General features: G+C 45.0%; 20 protein-coding genes and 1 tRNA gene. 17 read left to right on the forward strand and 4 right to left on the reverse strand.

Going from position 1 to position 23,217, the window contains the following annotated elements:
• Positions 1–68 precede the first annotated feature (68 nt).
• From F752_RS0105220 to F752_RS0105270, 9 genes are all read left to right on the forward strand, one after another.
• Positions 69–803, forward strand: coding sequence for a 3-keto-disaccharide hydrolase (locus F752_RS0105220; RefSeq protein WP_040664341.1), 735 nt, complete (start codon positions 69–71; stop codon positions 801–803).
• Positions 804–1,034: 231 nt separating this feature from the next.
• Positions 1,035–1,355, forward strand: a complete 321-nt coding sequence (locus F752_RS0105230) for a four-helix bundle copper-binding protein (protein ID WP_017730681.1) — start codon at positions 1,035–1,037, stop codon at positions 1,353–1,355.
• Between the two features lie 203 nt (positions 1,356–1,558).
• A complete protein-coding gene (locus F752_RS0105235) occupies positions 1,559–3,172 on the forward strand; it encodes a vitamin K epoxide reductase family protein (protein WP_017730682.1) in 1,614 nt (537 codons plus the stop codon).
• Positions 3,173–3,254: 82 nt separating this feature from the next.
• Positions 3,255–3,488: a hypothetical protein gene (locus tag F752_RS0105240; protein WP_017730683.1), complete on the forward strand. Its 234-nt coding sequence runs from the start codon at positions 3,255–3,257 to the stop codon at positions 3,486–3,488.
• 230 nt (positions 3,489–3,718) lie between these two features.
• Complete coding sequence (locus F752_RS26950; protein ID WP_407635418.1) at positions 3,719–3,871, forward strand: mechanosensitive ion channel domain-containing protein; 153 nt, start codon at positions 3,719–3,721, stop codon at positions 3,869–3,871.
• Between the two features lie 8 nt (positions 3,872–3,879).
• Complete coding sequence (locus F752_RS25205) at positions 3,880–4,209, forward strand: mechanosensitive ion channel family protein (protein WP_017730685.1); 330 nt, start codon at positions 3,880–3,882, stop codon at positions 4,207–4,209.
• 242 nt (positions 4,210–4,451) lie between these two features.
• Entirely contained in the window at positions 4,452–4,910 is a 459-nt protein-coding gene (locus F752_RS0105260; RefSeq protein ID WP_017730687.1) for a hypothetical protein, read from the forward strand.
• Positions 4,911–4,925: 15 nt separating this feature from the next.
• Positions 4,926–7,022 (forward strand): PAS domain-containing sensor histidine kinase, encoded by a 2,097-nt coding sequence (locus F752_RS25210; protein ID WP_262491825.1) that lies wholly within the window; start codon positions 4,926–4,928, stop codon positions 7,020–7,022.
• Positions 7,023–7,368: 346 nt separating this feature from the next.
• A complete protein-coding gene (locus F752_RS0105270; protein ID WP_017730689.1) occupies positions 7,369–9,408 on the forward strand; it encodes a DUF4625 domain-containing protein in 2,040 nt (679 codons plus the stop codon).
• Between the two features lie 116 nt (positions 9,409–9,524).
• Here F752_RS0105270 and F752_RS0105275 read toward each other — a convergent pair whose 3' ends face one another.
• Positions 9,525–10,850, reverse strand: coding sequence for an amidohydrolase (locus tag F752_RS0105275; RefSeq protein WP_017730690.1), 1,326 nt, complete (start codon positions 10,848–10,850; stop codon positions 9,525–9,527).
• Positions 10,851–11,218: 368 nt separating this feature from the next.
• Entirely contained in the window at positions 11,219–14,152 is a 2,934-nt protein-coding gene (locus tag F752_RS25215) for a YDG domain-containing protein (RefSeq protein WP_017730692.1), read from the reverse strand.
• A 698-nt stretch (positions 14,153–14,850) separates the two neighbouring features.
• Between F752_RS25215 and F752_RS25220 the strand changes: the two genes are divergently transcribed.
• Positions 14,851–15,627 carry a response regulator transcription factor gene (locus F752_RS25220; RefSeq protein ID WP_017730695.1) on the forward strand — a complete coding sequence of 259 codons (777 nt, stop codon included), beginning with the start codon at positions 14,851–14,853 and terminating at the stop codon, positions 15,625–15,627.
• Positions 15,628–16,050: 423 nt separating this feature from the next.
• On the opposite strand, the gene F752_RS0105305 is transcribed toward F752_RS25220, so the two are convergent.
• Positions 16,051–16,122, reverse strand: a tRNA-Arg gene (locus F752_RS0105305).
• Between the two features lie 335 nt (positions 16,123–16,457).
• Between F752_RS0105305 and F752_RS0105310 the strand changes: the two genes are divergently transcribed.
• From F752_RS0105310 to F752_RS0105335, 6 genes are all read left to right on the forward strand, one after another.
• Positions 16,458–16,745 (forward strand): MerR family transcriptional regulator, encoded by a 288-nt coding sequence (locus tag F752_RS0105310; protein WP_017730696.1) that lies wholly within the window; start codon positions 16,458–16,460, stop codon positions 16,743–16,745.
• A gap of 129 nt (positions 16,746–16,874) precedes the next feature.
• Positions 16,875–17,099, forward strand: coding sequence for a hypothetical protein (locus F752_RS0105315; protein ID WP_017730697.1), 225 nt, complete (start codon positions 16,875–16,877; stop codon positions 17,097–17,099).
• 17 nt (positions 17,100–17,116) lie between these two features.
• Positions 17,117–17,317: a hypothetical protein gene (locus F752_RS0105320; RefSeq protein WP_017730698.1), complete on the forward strand. Its 201-nt coding sequence runs from the start codon at positions 17,117–17,119 to the stop codon at positions 17,315–17,317.
• Between the two features lie 2 nt (positions 17,318–17,319).
• Positions 17,320–18,600, forward strand: coding sequence for a hypothetical protein (locus F752_RS0105325; protein ID WP_017730699.1), 1,281 nt, complete (start codon positions 17,320–17,322; stop codon positions 18,598–18,600).
• Entirely contained in the window at positions 18,575–18,826 is a 252-nt protein-coding gene (locus tag F752_RS0105330; protein WP_017730700.1) for a hypothetical protein, read from the forward strand. The genes F752_RS0105325 and F752_RS0105330 overlap by 26 nt, the downstream gene beginning before the upstream one ends.
• A 61-nt stretch (positions 18,827–18,887) precedes the next feature.
• Positions 18,888–19,472: a C2H2-type zinc finger protein gene (locus F752_RS0105335; RefSeq protein WP_017730701.1), complete on the forward strand. Its 585-nt coding sequence runs from the start codon at positions 18,888–18,890 to the stop codon at positions 19,470–19,472.
• A 530-nt stretch (positions 19,473–20,002) separates the two neighbouring features.
• On the opposite strand, the gene F752_RS0105340 is transcribed toward F752_RS0105335, so the two are convergent.
• Positions 20,003–20,857, reverse strand: coding sequence for a universal stress protein (locus F752_RS0105340; protein WP_017730702.1), 855 nt, complete (start codon positions 20,855–20,857; stop codon positions 20,003–20,005).
• Between the two features lie 276 nt (positions 20,858–21,133).
• On the opposite strand from F752_RS0105340, the gene F752_RS0105345 reads away from it, so the two are divergent.
• The gene (locus F752_RS0105345; RefSeq protein WP_017730703.1) at positions 21,134–22,957 is read left to right on the forward strand and encodes a glycoside hydrolase family 15 protein; all 1,824 of its coding nucleotides are present in this window, start codon (positions 21,134–21,136) and stop codon (positions 22,955–22,957) included.
• Positions 22,958–23,217: the final 260 nt, after the last annotated feature.

Consider the following 23,217-nt stretch of genomic DNA (forward strand, 5'->3'; position numbering starts at 1 on the left):
AAGAAGGCCTTTTTGCTCAAAAATTGTCTTTTTTTGTTAAATTACCTCCAGGTAAAAGTAAAAAGCAAGTGAAAACAATTAACTCTCTCCCCCTATTCCTCTTTCTGCTGATGGCCTGCAGTGCGCCTGATGCGGCTAATTCCGAAACAGATACAATAGAAATGGAAGAAACTGATAATGTACCTACTGGCTGGACCCCACTTTTTAATGGCAACTCCCTCGAAGGCTGGCATTCCTGGGGTAAAGACAGCGCCGGAAGTGCCTGGAAAGTCGAAGAGGGAGTACTCTTCCTGGATGCTTCGGAAGACGGTTATGAAGGCGGTGATTTAGTTAGCAACCGAAGCTTTGGTGCTTTCCACCTGAAGCTGGACTGGAAGATATCGGAGGGCGGGAATAGCGGTATTTTGTTTTATGCGCAGGAAGACAGCAGCCGCTATGATGCAACATGGCAATCGGGTCCCGAAATGCAGATTTTAGACAATGAAGGTCACCCCGACGGGCAAATTCACAAGCACCGCGCCGGCGATCTCTACGATCTCATCGCTGCCTCCGAAGAAGCGGCCAAACCGGTTGGAGAGTGGAACGAAGTGGAAATTATCAGCCAAAACGAACAGCTGGAGTTCTTCCTGAATGGAAAAAAAATTGTTTCTACCAGTCTCTGGGATGAAAGCTGGCGCGAACTGATTGCCAACAGCAAGTTCAGTGAATTTCCGGGCTTTGGCACCTTCAAAAAAGGCAGAATTGCCCTGCAGGACCATGGCAATAAAGTCTGGTTCCGGAACATCCGGATTAAAGCACTTTAGTTTTGTAATGACTGGCCGACTATTACCCCGGCCTCCTCTGTCGCTTCTCCTGATTCCTGCGCATGACTGTGCGTCCTCCCTTCCATTCCTGCGCCAATGGCAAAATAACATACAGGAAAGCCATAATTACATACATCTGCATTGCCCTGAGAGGCTGTTCAGGCGAAACAGTTATCATTGCCGCCCGTTCTAAGAGTACAGTATTTTTTTAATCGTAAAACATTATTTAGTATGAATAACAAACAACTTTTAGAAAAGCTGGCCCATTGTGCCGCTGCCTGTGAAAACTGTGCCGATGCCTGTTTAGATGAGGACAACATTAAAATGATGGTGAAGTGCATTCGGCTCGACCGCGATTGCGCCAAAATATGTATGCTCACCCACAGCTTTGTGGCTTCCAACTCTCCGCATGCCAAGCATGTGGCAAAAGAATGCCTGGAAATCTGCCGTCTCTGTGGTGAAGAGTGTAGTAAAATGGAAGCCGACCACTGTAAGGAGTGCGCAAGAGCCTGCAAAGAATGTGAAGATGCCTGTAAAGCTTTCCTGGCCTAAAGAATAAGCAGAAGTTATAGAAGTAAGGACAGGTTTTATCCTGTCCTTTTTACCTTTCTCTCAATACCATAAATGTACCCGGCACAAATTGCAGTTAAAGGGGCTCTTTCCTGAGGCGCTTTTTCACCTTCCAGCACTTAAAAGTTTTTAGCGGGAGGCAATCACAGGAAGTTTCCCCTTACCATTTTTTAAACGCTTTAGATATGGAACAAAAGGGCAATAACCAGGATAAAAAGAAAATGCAGGGCGGAGGCATGGGAATGCGCGGCGTAAGCAGGCCGATGGCCGAAAAGCAGGTAAAAAAGCATCATCAGCAGATGATGGAGGACAAAAAAGATACCTCTGCAAAGAAGGAGCAGCACTCCCATTCTACGAAAGACAACAGTAAACATAAGGACGGGCATATGATGATGAGCGGTGAGCAGCGGATGAATATGCTGCACATGCACCATAAACAAACACTCTGGATCTATTGGGCCCTGATTATTTTAGGCTTCTGGATGGTGATGACGCCGCTTACCTTTAGCTATAGCATAGGTACCGTTCAGCCAAGCGGTGGCCGTGAAGTATGGCTAAGTCTCAGTGAGCGCATCAGCTTTATGAGGTGGAGCGACATTATCAGTGGCCTGGCTCTTATCTTTTTCGGCTGGCGCTCCTTAACACCCAACAGGCCAGTCAGTGGCTGGATTTGCTGTTTTATTGGCATCTGGCTAAGTATGGCTCCACTCCTTTTCTGGGCACCCACGCCTCTTATTTACCTGAACGACACCCTGGTAGGAGCACTGGTTATTGCGCTTAGCATTCTTGTTCCGGGCATGCCCAACATGATTATGTATATGAAGATGGGCTCAGAAGTGCCTCCGGGCTGGAGCTACAACCCTTCCAGCTGGCCGCAACGCTGGATTATGATTGTGCTGGGCTTTGTAGGCTGGATGGCCTCCCGCTACCTGGGTGCTTTTCAGCTGGGCTATATCGAGCATGCATGGGATCCTTTCTTTGGAGACAGTACCCGCCAGGTGCTCAACTCTAAAATGTCGCATGCATGGCCCGTATCCGATGCTGCCCTTGGCTCCCTGGCCTATACCTTCGAATTTTTAATGGGCTTTATGGGAAGCCCTTCGCGCTGGCGCACCATGCCCTGGATGGTATTTTTCTTTGGAATACTGGTGGTACCCCTGGGGCTGGTCAGTATTTTCCTGGTTATTTCCCAACCCTTATCGGTAGGCGCCTGGTGTACTATATGTCTCCTTACCGCCATTATTATGCTGCCCATGATACCTGTTGAACTGGATGAGGTAATTGCCATGGGTCAGCACATGGTGCAGGCAAAAAAGAGGGGCGATTCACTCTGGAAGGTGTTCTGGAAAGGCGGCAAACCTTTTGAACAGAATAAAGATGAGCGCTCTCCTGCCCTCATGGATTTTCCTCAAAAACCAATGGAGGTGTACAAGGCTTCCATATGGGGCATGAGCTTCCCCTGGACCCTCACAGTTTCTACCCTCCTGGGCATCTGGCTCATGTTTGCCCCCGGCGTTTTTGGAATACCCATTAAGGCCATGGCAGCCGATATTAACCATATGGGCGGGGCCCTCATTGTGGTGGTAGCGGTCATTTGTATGGGCGAGGTGGTAAGAGCAGGTCGCTACCTCAATGTGTTGACTGGCTTAACCGTTGCCATCTGGCCATGGTTCGCAGAGGACAGTACGCTGGCCCTGAACATTAGCAGTGCCCTGGCAGGTGTGGCGGTTGCGGCACTTTCCATTCCGCGTGGCCCGATTACAGAAAGCTACGGACTTTGGAATAAATACGTGAAATAGTAAAGATATACGTCCAAAACCTGTTGCCGGTAAACATCAGGCCCTGCACAGCTGTTACTTTTTCATTTAAACTTTAATAATAATGGCAGAAGGAAAAAGAAACAACAATTTTTGGTACTGGGTAATCGGAACCCTTATTGTCCTGGGTCTCATCTGGTGGTGGGCCTCCGCCTCTATTGACGAGCCGGAAGAGGGACTGGATGATGTTACCCCTGAAGAAGTAGGGATTGGTGATGAAGAAGAAGAGGCATACCTGAAGGATAGGCAGTATCCTCACTCAGGCGCTCTCTTTATTCCTGACTTTCCGAGGGGATAAGCCACCAGCAAAGGAACTTCCTGCCCATAACCTTAGGGAGTGTTTGCCCTGATGGAGGAGCTGAAAGAAATGCAGAAATGCCCCCGCTTCAGTTTGAAAGGATAAGGAACATAAAAAGGAGTGCCGGAGAGAGGATACAGCTAACTCCATTCCTCCCCCCATAAAAGGTCCAGCACTCCGGCTAGCGTACGATTTATGACAGGCCCTTCGAGTTAGGCGATTTTTTAATTATTGATGATAAAAGCGGCGTTGTAGAGAAGATTGGGGTAAAAACGACCCGCGTTAAAGCCCTCTCCGGCGATCCGCTCGTCTTCTCCAGCAGCGGCCTTACCAACTTCCGCATCCACAACTACAAGAGAATGGAGAAGCGGAGGGTTCTTTAAAATTAGGTGTGGTATACCAGATCGCTTACGAACACCTGAAAGAGCTATCCGAAATTTTTAAACCGATAGTTGAGGAGCAGGAAATGGCGCAGTTCGACAGGGCCCATTTTGTAAACTATGCAGAGTTGAGCCTTGAGTTTGAAGTCGTTTACTATATTCATAATTCGGACTTTCTGCTCTACCGGGATGTTCACCAGACGGTTAACCTGCGGATATTTGAGGAATTCAGCAGAAGAGGAATAGAGTTTGCCTTCCCAACCCGTACCTTCTTTCTGAACAGGGACACCGCCACTGAAAAGGAAGAAAGCATGGCTGGGCACTATGGCAACACCAGGTAAAACAATCTTCCCTGTTCCGTAAGTATGCAGAGCACAAACAGCTTTAGATTATTGCTCCCTGCCAGGTTTAAAAATAAGCTGGCTGGCAGTTATGGCATTAAAAACGACGATACCTGAAAGAAGTATAAAAATTCCTGTGCTCATTTTCCGGAATGGCAACTTAACTCCTTTTTTTTCGTAAGTAAGTAATTTGCAGCCACGGCCACTCTTATAAAGCTGTATTCAAAGAATATAATTGATTAATGACAGTACAAGCTTACCGTTTTTCAGCATTCAAACCTTTCGCCCGTTTTATACTGGAAAACAACAGCATATTCAGCCATGTATGTGCACAGTACCTCTCTGAGGCAAGGGCAGCCGATGTTCCTCTGCTCAGGCTGTTACAGCACCTTTCCGAAAAAGAACTGCAGGGAGTAGCAGAGCAGAGCATCAGGAACTTTCTGGAGCAGTCGCTGCAGGATAATGCCATGGAAGATATTACCGGGCAAATTGAGGAATGGAAAAAGGGGAACCTGCTGGGCATTCCACGGGAGAATATCCAGATTAACGATCTCACCAAACTCTACAGCATCCGGAAAAAGGTGATGCTTTCCGTACTGCACCGCTACACAGAAGATGTTCATTTATTTCAGCAAATTGTAAATGAGCTGGAAGAGTTTTACTCCATCGTGCAGGAATATGCTTTTCAGACTTATGTATAAATACAACATGAAGCGCTGAATAGAGAAAAAGAGTTTGCCGCTTCCATTGTAAACAGCAGCATCGACGGTATTCTGGCATTTGACCGGGACTTCCGGATAACCGAGTTTAACCAGGTAATGGAGAAGTGGCATGGCATTTCTAAGGCAGGTGTCATCGGTCGGCATATTTATGAAGTATTCCCTTCCTACAAGGGCAGCCAGCCTGGCTTCCGGTTACAGGATGTACTAAAAGGAGAGACCATTCACCTTGCTGAAAAGCCATTTTTACACAGAAAAGGCTATTACCAGTCCACCGTAGTACCACTTAAAGACTTAAAAGGCGAAATTACAGGTGGTGTTTTTGTGGTACATGAAACCACGCGCCGGAAAGAGGCAGAATTGCTGATACAACAGCAAAATGCAGAGCTGGCGACGACCCTCGAGGAACTTCGCACCGCCCAGGAGCAGCTGGCGAAGTCGAATAAGGCGCTGGAGGAAAAATATAATAAGAGCAGCAGTGCCCTGGCCCAAAGCGAGCAGGAGCTGCAGAGCAGCGAGGAGCAGTTAGGACTCGCCATCGATGCCCTTCCTGCCTATGTTGCCTATATTGAGAAAGACTACCGTTACGGCATTGTTAATAAGGCCTATGAAAGCTTTTTCAGTAAAAAGAAAGAGGAAATTGTCGGCAGGCCCATCTGGGAAACCACCGGCCGGAAGGCGTATGAAAATGCAAAGGAGTATATCGACAGAGGCTTGGCCGGCGAACAGCTGAGCTATGAAAAATACCAGGAGTATGGCGTGGGAAATATGCATACCAAAGTGCATATTATTCCTCACCGGGTAAATGAGGAGGTGGCAGGCATTTTCCTGATGGCACAGGACATTTCCGAACAAAAAAATGCCCAGGCACAGCAGGAAGAGCTGCTGCAAAGCCTGCGGGAAGCCCATAAAGAAAAGGAAGAGGCCCTGGCAGAAGCAGAAAGGCAGCGCAACCGCCTGCATAATCTTTTTATGCAAACCCCTGCTCTGCTGGCGATATCCCGTGGCCCTGAGCTGGAATACGAGTTAGCGAATCCTGAATATGTAAAAGCCTTAGGTCATACCGGACCTATTGAAGGGCGGCCTCTGAAAGAAGTACTACCCGACCTTAGCGCTTCTATCCATCAGCTGCTGCAACAGGTAGTAGATAGTGGCGAGCGGTTTATGAGCAAAGAGTTTCCGGTACAGCTCGACTGGGATAATACAGGAGAGCCTTACACCCGCTACTTTACCATTATTCTGGAACCCATTAAAGATGCACAGGGTAAAACAGATGGTATTATCACCTTCGGCTATGAAGTAAGCGACCAGGTGGCAGCAAGGGAGCAGCTCGATGAGTTTAACAAAAAGCTTGAAAAACTAAATAAAGAGCTTCAAAAGAAAAATACCGACCTGCTCCGTATTAATACCGATCTCGACAATTTCGTGTATACCGCCTCTCATGACCTGAAATCGCCGGTAGCAAACCTGGAAGGGCTCATGACACTCCTCAGGCCCAGTCTCCTGCCTAAAGCCGACGCCCATGAGGCACAATTACTCGAAATGGTCGAACGCTCGGTAAAAAAGTTAAATCTCATCATCAAAGACCTTGTCGAAATAACCAAAGTACAGCGCGACCTGGAAGAGGCAGTGGTGGAAAAAGTGAAGCTAAAGGAAGTAGCGGAGGATGTAAAGACCGATATTGGCCAGTTGATTGATGAGAGCAATGCAGAAATAAGGGAAAACTACGAGGTGGAGGAAATCACTTACCAGCGGAGCAGCCTGCGAAGCATCCTGTACAACCTCCTCTCCAATGCCCTGAAGTACAGGAACCCCCATAAGCAGCCAGTCATAGAAATTAAAAGCAGAGAGCTGGAAAATGAACTGGTGCTCAGCATCAAGGACAATGGACTGGGCATGAACCCACAGCAGCAAAAAAAGCTCTTCACCATGTTTAAGCGCATGCACACCCACGTAGAGGGCACCGGCATTGGCCTGTATACCATTAAACGAATCATCGAAAACCGCGGAGGCCGCATAGAGGTAGTAACCGAAGAAGGAAAAGGAAGTGAATTTACGGTATACTTCAGCAAGGAAATGGCCGTTAAAGATTAAAGCTGGCCCCTCCCTACACCTGCTCTGTTCTTAACCGCCGCTTTTACAGAAGGGAAGGCTGCCAAAGGCGGAACAGTTAGTTTTCCTGAAGCCGGAAGGTACTAATTATTTGATAGTGGCGCATCCTCTTTCCTGGTAAAGGCTTCTCCGCAACACTTTAATATAGCTAAACCGTTAGGGCATTGTACCTTTAAAAGAAAAGAAAGAGCCTCCTTAAAAATGTTCCCCTAAAACCCAACCTTTCCCTCTTTTATCAGTCCTATATAAACTGAAGCCCCCTTTAAGCCAGTCAACTTTTTACGGCCTGCTTCAGCATTTTCTTTTTAAACTCAACCGAAGAATAAGCATGAATAAGTTTTCTCTTTTAACTTTTGCCGTCCTCGCCTGCCTTTTTATGGCCTGCGAAGATGAAGCTGTACCCGATACCACCGCCCCCCTGGTAGCCATCACGTCCCCTTCCGATGGCGCTACTTATGGGCAGGAAGATGATGTGGTAGTTAAAGCCGCTGTCACGGACGAATCTGAGCTGGAGGCAGTAAGCCTTATTATTACACCACCAGCGGGAGAGGCCATGGTGCTGAACGAAAACAAAGACAATTTCACCAACAATAATCGGGAAGTGCTCATTGACCGCATCCTTTCTTTAAGCCTGCTGGGCACCCTTGCCCCCGGGGAGTACCTGCTCACCGTACAGGCGACCGATGTTTTCGACAATGTTACAGACGAAAGCATTACCATTAACATCCGGGAAGCCGAAGAGGCCGATGCAGAGGCGCCGGCCATTACCATTAACACCCCCGGCGAGGGCGCTACCTTTGGCCCTGCAGAGGAAATAGCCCTTAATGCCAGCCTGGCAGATAACATTGCCATAAAAACAGTAAATATTTATGTAACTGCTCCGGGAGCAGAAGCTCAACAGGTTTATACGGAGGAGCTGGCTGAACAGCCTGCAGAGACCGTCATTGAAGAGCAGATTGTTATGGATAGTGAGGCGGCCGCCGGCGAATATACTATTACCGTGGAAGCCATCGACCCAGCAGGAAATAAAGCTACTGAAACCACTAAAATTGAGCTAAGGGAAGCCGATGGTTCCGCTCCCACGCTCCGCATTCTTAACCCCGGCGAAGGAAGGGAATTCGATACCGACGATGTAATGTCGGTCGAAATCAATGCCAGCGACAATGTTGAACTGGCCGGTGCCCTGGTGCAGTTAGCCCTTCCGGGCGGGCAGGTGGAGGAGCTGTTTACCAAAAGCTATACCGACAGGCGTACCAACACGGAAATTCGCCTAACCCACGCCTTTAGTGCCGAATCGCCGCTTGGCGAGTATACGCTTACTGCAAAAGTAACCGACTCCGGGGGGAATACCACTGAGAAAAGTGTAAACATCCTGCTGAAAGCCTCCGATGCGCTGGCTCCTTCTATCACCCTCCATTCACCGGCTGCCGGAACCGTATTTACCCCCGGCGAAACAGTCGAAGCAAATGCTGCCGTTACAGATGAAGAAGGCCTGACCTCCGCCAGTTTAACCCTTAGCTTCCCCGACGGGCAGACACAGGAAATATATGCCGAAGAATTTACCGACAGCCGCACTGAAACCGACATTACAGAGCAGATTGTTTTAGCCTCCGATGCGCCTGAAGGGACCTACACCCTTACCGCCATGGCCACCGACCTGCAGGGGCACAGCAGGGATAAAAGTATTGAGTTTGAGGTACGGAAGCCCGATACCACTGTTCCTTCTGTTACCATCAGCAGCCCGACTGCCAATGCAGAATTCTACCTGAACCAGGATATTGCGCTCGAGGCGCTGGCCGAAGATGAAGCAAGCCTCGAAGAGGTGACTGTTTGGTTGCAGGGCGCTGCCGGGGAACCGCAGCTGGTGCATACCGAAAACCCGCAGGACTTTTTAAATAATGCAAAAGAAGCTGATTTAACGGAAAGCATTTCCGTAGATGGTTTTGCTGCCGGAAACTACACCCTTATTGTGCGCGCCACAGATACGGCCGGCAATAGCACCGAAGGCAGTGTACAGATAATTTTACTGGAAGCCGATACAGAAGCTCCCGCCATTGCCCTTTACTCGCCCGAGCCAGGCAGCAGCCATGCGCGCGGCAGCGAAGTGTATGTCGATGCCCTGGTAACCGACAACCAGCACCTGGCGGAGGTACATGTTGAAGTAACGGTTTGGATAGCCGGAAGCCAGCAGTCGTTATATGAAGAAACGATTACCGAATTTGAAGACCCAACCCGGCAGGCAATCCAGGAAACAAAGGCGATTCCTTCCGATGCACCCACCGGTACGTATTATGTAACCATTACCGCCACCGATGCTGCCGGCAACACCACGGAAAATGAATCGACCTTCGAGGTTACGAATCCTTAATAAATCACCTATACTCTCCTCCCAAACAAAAAATCCGCTGCAATTCATTTTGCAGCGGATTTTTATTTTGTTGAGCTGACCTTCCCGGTAAAAACAGGATAAGAAAATGCTATCCTTTACTTTTTACTTTTGGCTTCCATATAGTCCAGCGTAAGGCCGGTGAGGGTTTTTACGCCAAGTGTCAGGCCGCTGTCATCAATTACAAAGTCCGGGGTGTGGTGAGGAGCCACTTCAGATGGCTTCTTGTCCTTTGCCATACCGCCTACGAAAAGGTAGAGGCCGGGGATCTTTTCCTGGAAGAAAGCGAAATCTTCTGCTCCCAGTACGGCATCTGCCAGCACCACATTGTCTTTACCGGCAATGGCCTCAAGGGTGGGTAACATCTGCGCGGTAAGGGCAGGATCGTTAAAGGTAACAGGCGTTTGCGGGTCGAACACCACTTCTGCCGTAGCGCCGGCACTTTCGGCAATGTTCGTGGCTGTCCGGCGAATGCGCTCATGAATATCCTTCCGCATCTCAGGATCCAGCGTACGCACCGTTCCCTCCAGCTTCACTTCTTCCGGTATAATGTTATTGCGTACCCCGCCATGCACCATCCCAATAGTGACTACAGCCGGTTCTTTGGTAAGCTCGGTTTGGCGGCTTACAATGGTTTGCAGGCCGTTGATAATCTGGGCCGATACTACGATAGGGTCCACGCCATTCCAGGGGTATGCGCCATGGGTCTGGCTTCCGTTTACTTTAATTCGGACGATATCGGCGGCAGCCATGGTACCACCCGGCTTATACTTAAGCGTACCCACCGGGGTTTGAGAGTTAATGTGCAAACCAAAAATCACCTCAGGCTTTGGCCCCTTCTCCAGAACTCCTTCTTTTACCATCAGCGAAGCGCCCCCTTCCTCTCCGGCCGGGGCTCCCTCTTCTGCGGGCTGAAAGATAAACTTAACTGTTCCTTTCAGCTGATCCTTCATGCTCACCAGCACTTCGGCTGCACCCAGCAACATGGCGATGTGGGTATCGTGCCCACAGGCATGCATTACGCCTACTTCCTGCCCGTTATACTCCCCCACTTCTTTAGAAGCGTACGGCAGGTCGGCTCTTTCCGTCACAGGCAAACCATCAATATCGGCCCTGAGCGCCACCACGGGTCCGGGCTTTCCTCCTTTTAAAACACCGACTACACCGGTTTTGGCCACCCCTGTTTCTACCTCTATACCGAGCGCCTTTAGCTGTTCGGCTATTTTAGCAGCTGTTTTAAACTCGCGGTTGCTCAGCTCCGGGTACTGGTGATAATAACGGCGGCAGTCAATGACTTTCTGCTCAATTTTCTCGGCCATTTGGTTGGCGCGGCTTATTAATTTGCTTTGCTGCCCCCATACAGGCAAGGAAAGCAGGCTGAAACCTGCACCCATCAGCAATGAACTTTTTAAAATACTGGACATCTGAATAAAAGTAAGTATGAAAGGTTCTGATTCGTTTACTGAATTAAATCTACTTAATAAAATTGAATTTAAACTATACCTGACCCATCCCTTTCCCCATTATTTACACTTTAGCACTGCTGCTGGCCTGAAGCGTTCCTCTTCCAAATCTCCCGGAACAGGGGCCACAGGCAGATTAAAGCTAAACCAGCTGATTCCGCCTGGGCAGGAACGGGAACACCAGGGCCCCACCGGCTATTGAACAAAGGGTTAGTACTAAAACACATGAAGCCAGGGGTAGACAGGTCTTAAAAAAGGAAAGCCCGGAAGATGCTTCCGGGCCTTCGTTTCATTAAAATTATGTAAGGATTTCTTATTCTGTGAGCGGTTTACCGGCGAATCATCCTCAGCTGCTGTATACCGGAAGGAGTTAGCAGGCGGGCCACAAACATGCCGCTTGCCATCTTACTGCCATCCAGTTCGTACTCATAGCGCCTACCAGCTTCTGCCGTTCCGGCTGCTACTTCCTTCACCAGCACGCCTCTAAGGTCATACACTTCCAGCGAATAGGCGGTTTCTGTTTCCAGCACAAAAGCAATGGTTGTGCGCTCAGAGAAGGTATTCGGATAGCTCAGGAACTCACCTGCTTCAGGTTGAGCCAGCTCTTCAGTGATTTCAGTTGTTTCACGAGCGCTCTTAGTGCCACTTTTTACTGGTTGGTGAATTACGATAGAGCCGGTAATTCTTGTGCCAGAATTTTCAGTTAATAAAGAAGGATCATTACCACCATCTTGGTTACCATTTAATAAGTTGTCATATACAACCTTACCAGAGCTTTTGTCCCAAATCTTTATTCTCAACAAATCGTCAGTTTTGGTAGTGGATAAATCACCATCTACTGCTGTTAACATGAAGCCAAAGTCTCCAAAACCATTGATTGTTCCAGAACCTTTATATTGGGCTCTATTTCCTGCTACTGTTAACCACTCGTAATTGGAGCTTTTGAAGTTCATCCCACCAGCTTGGAACTGGAACTCTGTATTGCCTGAAGGTTTATTTGCTCCTTTCTCATATTTAGAAACAAACCCAAAATTAGCTCTACCGGATACTGCCATATAAGGTCGCTCGCCTGATTGATCTATAGGGGAATTTATCCAACCGCCACCCGTAACAAAGCCAGCAGAAGGATCATAGAACACTAAATACACTATTCCTGAAGTGTAAACTTTGTCCATTCCATCCTTGTAGGTTAAATAGGCGGAATGTACACCAACTACTGAACTCGTAATCTTAAGTTCTGCAGAACTACTTACAGTAGTAGTATTGGTTGCTGTCGTGTTAGACGGACTAGTAATTACCCAAGTTGGGGAAAATACATCTGGTCCAAAAGTGACATTTGCAATTGATGTATTATTAAGGGGCATCGGTGCTGAAACTGTCAAGTTAAGTATAGTTGGTACAGCAAATATAGTGGCAGTAGTAGTAGCAGTAGCACCGCTAGGCAGGCTATAGTTTCTGATTACATCACCTGCACCAGTGAGACTAAGACCTGTAGCCGTTACTGTATGTGTACCTCTTTCACTACTGGCAAAGTTAGCTGCTGTTACAGCTAAGCCTACTTTTTCACCATTCACCATACCACTTACAGACTGGCTGCTAAGCGTAGCAGAAGTGTTGCCGTCATATACCTTATTCTCAGCCACAATAGAAGCTGTTAGCTGCTTGGCAGTGATGTCTGCAGTGGTAGAAGCCGTGGCAGAAGACAGGCTGTAGTTGGTATTGCTGATTGCAACATTAGCAGTTACCGCTTTACCTGTACCTACGTTGGCATTGTTAAACTTAGCGTCGGATACACTCACTGATACCTCATCACCTGAGATTACGTCAGAAGATGGAACACTACCTGTGGCAGTAGCCGCATCACTACCATCATATACCTTATTCTCAGCCACAATAGAAGCTGTAAGCTGCTTGGCAGTGATGTCTGCAGTGGTAGTATTTACACCTAATAGGCTGTAGTTACCAGCCTGGGCACCAGAAAGAGAAGCACCGGCCAGATTTACAGTTTTGTTAGTGCCTACGTTTTTATTGTCGTAGTTTGCTTCACCACCGTCTAATGTCACCACATCACCAGTTAACACACCACTCAAGCTGCGGCTAGATACTGTAGCACCAGTCTGGCCATTATAAGCTCTGCTTGCAGGAACTGTGAATGAACCTGTGATGCCTTTTGGACTAACAGTTAATGTGGCAGCATTACTGTAAACATTGGTATTACAACCAGAAACTTTAATGCGATACTGATATCCACTCATTGAAACCATTGGCTTAGTAACTGTATAAGAAGTAGAAGTTGCGCCTGTTATAGGGATCCATGTTGTACTTGTGCTACTTATTCTGTATTCCCATTGATAGCTATCGGCAATTCCTGAAATAGTTGTGCTAAATGTTGCATCACTACCATATGTAAATCCTGTAGGTGTAGAAGAAGGATGTGTAGTAATTGCTGGTGCAGTACAAGTAGAAGAAGTAACCGTCAAAGGGTTTTGTGAAGATGTTTTATTATATTCAGTAGTCCCTAAAAATTCTGCTTTTATACCACTATTTCCATTATAACTTCCTGTAGGTTGCACAATAACATGGGACAAAGAAGCGACACCAGATGAATTTGTATTTGAGTTACCTATTAAAATATTATTTAAGTAAAACTTAATTTCTGCGTTACTTACAGCAGATCCACTTTTTGTTCCATTGATTTGTGTTAAAGTTGCAGTAATTGTTATACTAGAACCTTGCAAAGCAGATGAAGGGCTTGTTAGTGATATAGAAGTATTGATTGCATCCGTAAAATAAGCCAATCCCTGATAGCCACTCTGTTTACCATCTACAACAACAGTAAATTTTGTACCCAAATGCCGTTCCTCAATCGGGTACCTTATTTCCCAGCTGCCATCAGCATTTACCTTGGTGTCATGATAGCCATGGTGGTGATCGTGGGCAGGCTCTTCTTCGAGGTGGATGTCGACCAGGCTGTCTAAAGCCCAGCCGGTGCCGGTGATAATGGCGGCTTCACCTGGTGCGTAGTCATCTTTATCTGATGTTACGGTAGGGACTGCCAGCCCAGCTTCTGTATATTTGTCCGGCGCGGGGGCTTCCTGTGCCCGCAGCTGCAGACTACAAAAGCTTAATAATAGCAGGAACAGGAGGCATAGTTCCATTTTTGAGCGGTTTATTACGGAGATGCCTTCCGTTGAAGACCCTCTTCCGGGTGAGCTGCTCCCCTGGAGAAGGAGCGTTGCTGAGGTGGGTGTAAAAAGTTTCATGTGTTGTTGTTGTAAAAGGTCAGTTCATAGTTTGTTTTTTCTGTATTTCCTCCCTTGCGGGAGGTCGGGTTTCCCTGCTGTTCTTCCTTTTCCAGATCCGGTGAGGCGTATGATCTTTTTGATGCCTGCCTGGCTGCCCCGGGCGCTTCTTATCCGGCTTTCTTCCTGCAGAAAGAATCTTCAGTAGCCTTTGCAGGCTAATACCGGAAAAAAGATGATGCAATATGGAAAAAGGAAATCTGCGGGGGATCTTCCGGTTTGGGCCGGAAACGGAGTAGGCTTTGTAATGGGTTGCGGTACCGGGGTACCTGCTCTTTTGCGTACGAAGAAGCCGCTTAAAGCTTCCCTGGTACTGTCCTTTTTTTAATGAATGCTTTTTAAGTTTAATGGTCTTATAAAAAATTCCCGGATACCTCTTAACCTTCCTGAAGCAGAAAGTTCAATGTTCTCCTCACCATTCCTCCCTGCCTCAAAAATGTTTCCGAGATAGAAGATAGAGCCGGAATCTGTCCGGCTAAAGTGGCCATAACTAATTTACAGCCGCTGCTTACATTTCAAACTTATTACACACTTACTATCAGTATGTTATAACAAATATACGCGTGATAGCCACTTACTTCAATACACAATTTTGTGTATTTTACATATATTTTTTTAAATTAAGCAGTCATTTTTTAGCTAAGGAAGCTTTAACCCTTATGGAACACCTACCAGGCTATTCATTTACCCAGTATTTGCAAAAAGTCAGCTCATTAAACACTTCCCGGGAGGAGGTGTGCGAGTTAGAAAAGTACCCGGAGCAGCATCCTTTCCTGGAGGAAGGGCCAACCGTCAGTTATATCCTGGATTACCGGACCGGGAGGTATTACCATTTTAGCGCGGGGGTAAAGCAGCTCACCGGCTATGAAAGGGAGCAGTTTCTGGCAGAGGGCATTGCCCTTACTATTCTCCAGCATAACCAGCAGGATGCTGAAGTCTTTTACAATACTATTTTTCCAAAACGCATACAGTTTATCCAGGAACTGGATCCCGACAGTCATCCTGACTACTGCTTTCAGCACACCTTTCGCTTTCAGCACCGTGACCAGTACTTTATCACCCTCCTGCAGGAAAACAAAGTACTGAAGGCCGACCACCACGGACCGCTGGTTATTTTAGGCTTCTGGACAGATATTACCTCTTTCAGGGAGGACAATAAAATCACAGACGTCGTAAAATGTAAGAATGAGGAGGGAATACAGACTATCATCCAGGTGAACCATTACTTTCCGAAGGCAGGGGAAGGGCTCCTGTCTGTTCGGGAGCTGGAAATACTGAAGCTGGTGCTGGAAGGAAACAGCAGCGAGGCCATCGCGGAAAAGCTGCACATCAGCAAGCATACTGTTTTCACCCACCGGGCACGCATCCGCGAAAAAGCAAATGCTAAAAATGTAGCAGACCTGATGCGCTACGCCACGGCCAATAATCTTATTTAAACCGGCAGGGCGGCATATCCCTGCGATGCCTAATGCTTCATCACCATTACAAAAGGAGCTTATCTCACCAGCCTGCAAAAGGAAGGGGCTTTAACTGCTCCCCGAGGCAAATCTCCCCTCTTTTCAAGAAATCTGAGGCAGATCCTTTTTTACTGGCAGCAGCCTCGCAGATAATTCCCCTCTACAACAAATAAAACCCCTGCAAACGCATAGTTTACAGGGGATCTTGTTTTCATTGAGTGGTCCCGGCAAGAATCGAACCGCAGCGGCGGCCGCTTGCATCTAGAGTTTAGGAAACTTTTTACCTCTCTCTATTAAAATTTATTAACTCGCTAGTTTTAAGATCATTAACCTAAAAAATTAAAGCGCTAAAATTTAGCTAGTGAACTATTAGTGAACGTAAATTGAGGGAAGAAAAAAGTGTGGTCCCGAGGCGAATCGAACGCCTATCTAGAGTTTAGGAAACTCCTATTCTATCCGTTGAACTACGGGACCAAAAAGTTAAACAAAAAAGTGGCATTACTGCCTCGCAACAGGAATGCAAATTTAGAAAAATTTCCCTCTGTTTACAATTCATCTGCACATAATTGCGACATCCCTTATCCAAATAGATTAATCTACTTCACTCATAAAAAATTTTATTCCTTCATAAAATTTTTCTCATTAGGCCAACTACCTAACTATTAGATTATTATACTCAATCCTTAAATGTTAAGCTCCCCCTACTGTTCCACATAATGTTAGCACGCCCTCCTACTCATCCTCTTTTTGCGCAAAAAATAAAGTTTGACCTTAGCATCATTATTTGTAAACATCTAAATAATTCAAAGATGACCAGGGAAGAATTAAACCAATTGGCTACTGTGGGGGATCTTGAAAGCCTTTACAGCAGGATTATAAATGACCTTCGGGACATTATTTCCAACAGCCTTAATAATAAAGAATTCTTTACTCCCAGAGAATTCAGTCAGACCACCGGCATGAAGTACAGCACTGTTATCCATTACTGTAATACAGGACAACTCAAGGCCAGACAAGAGAGAAGTAGAGGAGCTTGGCAAATACATGCTTCCGAACTGGAAAGATATATGTATGAGGCTGAAGATAATACGCTTTAATTGCACTTAAAGGATGATTTTTTTAATCGTCGCAACATAGATTTATCGAATGTTCGATTATATTAATAGCAGTTTTCAGGTACCCCAACATATTTGGAAGCCTTATCTCTCACTTTAACCATTAATAAAATGAAGAACCTTTTTTTCACCCCCGCCGAACTGATCGAAAAATACCCCGATGTAATGGAAAAATTTCATTGGAGCCCAAGAGAACTCGGGTTATTCCTGAAATGCAAAATCCTGGAAGGATATTATGACCGGAGAAAGAGATCCGCCCTCATTAAAGAATCGTCCCTACTCAAATTAGTGCACTACGCTAATCAGGTGATCGAAGGACAGAAAATTATTTTATAGCCTTAAAAACTGTAAACATGGCCAATCTCAAAGAACAAATAGCTTATTTGGAGTTGGAGTGTGAGCTAAATGAGCAAACCTTTAACTACATAAAAAGGGAATTTGGTGAGAAAAGTGCAATGCTTTTAGGAGATAAGTTTCACAAAAACGCCAGGCTCTTTAAGGCTATCTTAGCATCTCTCCGGGAACTGCAAAATATCAAACCTCTAAAGCAGTGACGATGCAACAGATTTCATCCAGCCCTATATATCTTGAATTTAGTACTGTTTTTGCCAATACTAAAGCATACATGGACGAACACAACTCCTCTCAGTCCAGGCTTACCGATTGTCTTAGCAACAGCCACAGAGCAACGGTCTTTTCTATTGTAAGGCTTTATCTGAAACAGTTGAAAAGGGCATCTCTTTTACAACCTGTACTTCCTGATCAGCTGCCAAGCTTTAGAACATTTAATATAAGCCTTGCCAAAGAACAGGGTTGCACGGTCAGGACCATCATCAATCACAAAGAACGCTTAAAAAAGGCCGGAATCATTATCGGGGAAGAACGCAGGGGCTCCGGTGGAACAGAACTGTGGATAAACCCAAAACTGTTGTTGGGAGAGGTGTTTCCAGCCCAAAAATTGAATACAATTCCTTCCATTTCCGATATTTTTTGCGCTAATGTGAAAAATTTTCACCCTTTAGTTCATGAACCCCATGAACAAGAAAATGCTAATAGCACTGTTGGTAAGTCGATAAGTCCTGATATAGCCAATCCAGAAGACAAAGGAGTCCGCAAGGTGGCGGACGAGAATGGCGAGCCAAGCATCGCCACAGGAACATTACAGGAACACCACAAGAACATGGGGGAAAATGGTAAATGCTCCGCTTCCAAACAAGCCATTTCTGCTCCACCTAAGCAGAAACATGAACAAAAAAATGGCGAGGAGGCGGAGCGCATTTTCCTACTTTCGCTGATCCGGCAATTCTGGCAACATGCCAGAACAATCCTTTATCCGGATATAATTTTAAGTGATCCTGAGAATAATGAAGTGCTGAACCTGATCTGGGAATCCGTTTACGGTAAATTCAGGGTCAGATATTCTCAAAGTCAATGGATTGCTTACCACAATACGGCTTTAGCACGAGTAGATATGGTAAAAAGGTGGCTGGATCGGGATGTAAACCACTGGATACCACAAAAGCCGCATGTTTACTTTGATCCTCAAAATCAAAAGAACGGCTTTATCAACACCTGGGAATGGTATGTCCGGCAGGAAACTCTGAAAATAGAAATCCGCAACCAACTGGAGCTGGAGAAGGTGAAAAAAGAAACCCTGACACATAATCAAGAAAAAGGTAGATTCAAGAACCATTCCCGGCTGCAACTTTTCAGAATCCATGAAAAGCGGCTGAGCAAATTTAAAGATGAAGCTTTGATGCAAGCCTATTATGCGGGTTTACAATACAGTTTACAAATCAAAATCCACTCCAATGATATCAGAAATAGGAAAGCGTGAAGCTTTAAGTAAGTGCATTGTGTGGTTTTATGACGGCAATGTGAGGACTTTTTATTCTCTGGATAAAAACCACCGAAGAGCAAAGCAAAATCAGGCTTTAGGAATACAAAGGCTAGAGAAAATGCTGCTGGAAACCTTTAAGGGAAAGTGGGAAACGGCTATTATCTATGAAAATAAAGACGACGGAGCTGAACTAGCTAAGTTTAAACGAGGGCACCGTATATAACCCGCAAATTATTTCGCGGTGCGAATTTTGATTCGATTCCGGTTAGGACAATCAAAAAACTATGAAAACCACATCTTTTGAACAATTTGAGACTTTCCTGTTCTCCCGCAAATTTATCTTTCTGGTGGTAATTGCCGGTACCATTCCCATGATATTGCATACCCACCAGCTGTTTTACAAGATCTCTCCCTTTGATGGCAACAACTATTTTAAAAGTGTTTATGCACTATTTTATGCCATTAGTTTTGATCTCACCATCCTTGTGTTCACAATCCATTTCATCAAAAGAAAGCCGGAATTATATGCCCTTTTTGCCTTTATAATCAACCTGCTATATTATAACCCTTTCGGTTTTATAGAGGATGTTTACATCACGGGGTTTACCAAAATATTTCTTTCAGCCATCCTTGCCTTTACCGGATATAGCTATGCAGAACTATTTGTGGAGAAAATATCGGAAATCAAAAGTGTAAACAAGGCTGTAAACATGGATGAAGAAATAGAGAAACCATTTATTTGCCCGGAATGCCACAGGGAATTCAGAACTGTTAAGGCACTAAATGGGCATATGGGGGTACATAAAGCAGAGAAAAAGCCTAAACCTACACTAGCATTGCAACACCAGGATAATAATACGGTGGAATAATTTAAAGACACAATTTAATGCTCTCCGTGGTAAGTTAAAGGTTTGAAGCCGAAATAAACAGATTTAGCCACCGCTCATCTTCCTGCCTTTTGTGTATAATCAGATACACTGGTTCCTCAAACAAATAGCTAATGAAGTTGAAGCTAATACAATTTCATTAGCTATTTGTTTCCGAAATTTATGCCCAACAAGCACTCAAAAGAAACCATATAACCTTTTATTCATGAAGAGGAAAGTATTTTTACAACAAAAGCCCATAACCAGCGTTTATAATAATAGTTTGGTTATTTTTTAATCTCTCTCTAGTGCGATTTTTTTTTAGACTAGTTTGTAACCGAGATGGTTATACCTCAAAGTCCGGAAGAATGTAAAAGTTTTTCCGGGCTTTTCGCTTTTGATACCTCCCGTCCATCAATGGTTACAAAAAATTATAACCTTTCTTAAAGAATTGTGGTTCTTATATTTGACATGCGGCTGAATATAATTTTAGCTGTAATATATATTTCTTTTTCATTATAAACAATGCTTAACTATACCACAATAAGGAAATTACTAGGTAGATCCTTCAGAATAAATTCAATATCATGAGGAATAATCCTATCAATAATGTCTAAAGTGTGATCAGGACCCGGTGCAACTATAAGATCGGCTCCCATTTCCTTTGCAAAATTGCTAACTTCTGCGCCATGCCTGCCCTTTGTTACCCGGAGATGGATTTTAAGTCCTGAGGTATCTATGGCTTTTAATTTCTCACTTAAATTATCTAATTCACCCTCTATTAACCCTTTTCTCTTCGTATTATATTTCTTTAGTGAATATTCTGATGCAACAGACATCTTAAAGCCAAATAGTTGTATTCCTTTTAACACATGAATACGATTAGATTTTGCAAACCTGGCAATAGAACATCCAATCTGCAACGCCTTCATTGAAGAGCCCCGGTCACTACCATCAATTACAATATCCTTAAAAGGAAATGGTTCTTCAGAAGGATCCTTCAGGATAAGAGTAGAACAAATCGTATTTCTAATTATATCCAAAATTGTGGAGCCAATATAATAATCAATCAAACTATCTTTTTTGTAGGCCCCTGTGATTAAAAGATCTATCCCTTCCTTTCTACAAAAATCCAGGACTTTGACTACAGGGTTTCCTGTTTCCCAAATAATGAATTGTTTGGCTTCGGGATCTAAGAAAAGTAATTCCCGTGTTGATCCCTGCTCTTTTCCTTCCTCTTGCTCTACCTGTTGTTCGTACAAATCTTTCTTTTCAACGTGAATAAAGAAAAGCTCACATTTAAAAGTCTCCTGCAATCTTTTTGCTTCAGAAAGAAGGGGAACTACCGGAGAAGAGAATTCAATCAGGACTGCAATTTTTTTAAACATGATTTCTAATTCCTCTTGGTAGTAATACTTCTTTATTTATAAAAGCAAACTTTTATAATTTTGTTTAAGGTGAATATTGAATGATTATCACCTGATAATAAGTCAGTTAACCAAATATTCAAAATGATTATGTCAGGTATATAGAGCTATTTCTTCACATTTCACTCAAATTGTTGAATTACTAATATAAACTATATTGGCCCCTTACAGAAGGTATCGGTGTGCAAACAATTACCCATTAACAAGGTTTTGCAACTATTACTAATAAATTTCAAAATGAAGCACTATCAGCCGATTGAGGATTACGGGATTATTGGAGATTTAAATACCGTGGCTCTGATAAGTAAGCGGGGATCTATCGATTTCATGTGCTTTCCTGACTTTGATTCTCCCAGCATATTTGCAGCAATGCTTGATAAAGACAAGGGTGGATTCTTCAATATACATCCTATACTGGAAGATATAAATCATAAGCAACTCTACTTACCCGAAACAAACGTATTACTCACCCGCTTCCTGTCCGATGAAGGTGTTGCGGAGATCACTGACTTTATGCCCGAGGAAGAAAACTATGGGGGTAAAGAAATCATCCGAAGAGTTGCCTGCATTAAGGGCAAAATGCGCTTCAAGCTGGAATGCTGCCCCCGCTTTGATTATGCCAGAGCTAATCATACCATCACCCAGATAAACGAACATGAGGTAATCTTCACCAGCCAGGGCAGCCGCCGACTGATGCTGCGCCTGCTAAGCAGTGTACCTCTTCAACATAGAAATGGGGATGTTTATGCCGAGTTTACCCTTGGAGGCGGCGGTCTGGCTGATTTTATGCTGGAGGAGGTAGCGCAAAAACCCGTTCAGATAGAAGAGTTAAGATCTTTTGTTGAAAAAAGTCTCTTCGACAACATCAATTACTGGAAAAACTGGACTGGAAAATGTAATTACCGTGGCCGTTGGATGGAAATGGTGCATCGATCGGCACTGGCACTAAAGCTGATGACCTCCTACCGCTATGGCTCCATTGTGGCAGCACCAACCTTTTCTTTGCCTGAAGATATGGGAGGAGAGCGTAACTGGGACTATCGTTACACCTGGATCCGCGATGCCTCTTTCACTATTTATGCTCTAATCAACCTGGGCTATAAAAAAGAAGCAACCGCCTTTATGAGGTGGGTCGAAAGGCAATGTAATGAAATTCCTGATGGAGATTACCTGAGGCTGATGTATACCTTGGATGGAAAGTTAGATCTGCAGGAAATAGAACTTAACCACCTGGAGGGCTATAAACAATCACGGCCCGTTCGCATTGGCAATGGTGCCTATGATCAAATACAGCTGGACATTTATGGTGAATTATTAGACTCGGTATACCTCTACGACAAATATGTGGAGCCTATCTCTTACGGCTTCTGGCAAAACCTCTCCAGGCAGGTAGAGTGGGTGTGCAATAACTGGCAAAGAGAAGATGAGGGAATATGGGAGGTGCGTGGAGGCAAGCGAAAGTTCCTTTACTCCAGATTACTTTGCTGGGTAGCCATTGACAGGGGTATGCGTATTGCACATAATCATTCATACCCTTTGAACCCGAGCTGGAAGGAGGAGCGTGATAAAATTTTCCATACCATTCATCATGAGTTTTGGGATGAGGAGCTACAGTCCTTTGTCCAGTTTAAAGGAGCCAAAACGGTAGATGCGGCCACTCTGTTTATGCCCATCATACGCTTCATCAGCCCCACCGATCCCAAGTGGCTTTCCACACTTAAACGCATTGAAGAGGAACTGGTATCTGACTCGATGGTTTATCGCTACCGCCCTGATGAAGAAGTGGAGGGGCTCACTGGAGGTGAGGGAACCTTCTCCATGTGCACCTTCTGGTATGTGGAGTGCCTTGCCAGGGCAGGGCAACTAAATAAAGCCACCCTGTTTTTTGAAAAAATGCTTGGCTATGCCAACCATGTAGGGCTTTACGCAGAACAACTAGGGGTAAAGGGTGAGCATTTGGGTAACTTCCCTCAAGCCTTTACCCATCTTGGCCTAATAAGCGCCGCCCTTAGCTTAAACAAAGAATTAAATAAAGAATCTCCCAGGGATTCTTTATTGTGAAATCCATATTACAGTTATGTGAATCTCTACAGGTAATCGGTACTAATTCCGGCATAAAGGAACATAAACATCCTTTGTTTATATAAAAAAGCAATATTTCAGCATATCACCTAAAGAAGAAGATAAGCAATTCTTACTTTCTCCTGACTTTCTGTTTTTACATCCTTTATTTTCGACTGCTGCCAGAAATCAATCTATGAATACAAGGCTTCTTTCACTACGGCAGGTTTAAAACTTAAACCGGAACTAAGGTTTTCATT

It is taken from the genome of Nafulsella turpanensis ZLM-10, from assembly GCF_000346615.1.
Taxonomy (GTDB): Bacteria; Bacteroidota; Bacteroidia; order Cytophagales; family Cyclobacteriaceae; genus Nafulsella; species Nafulsella turpanensis.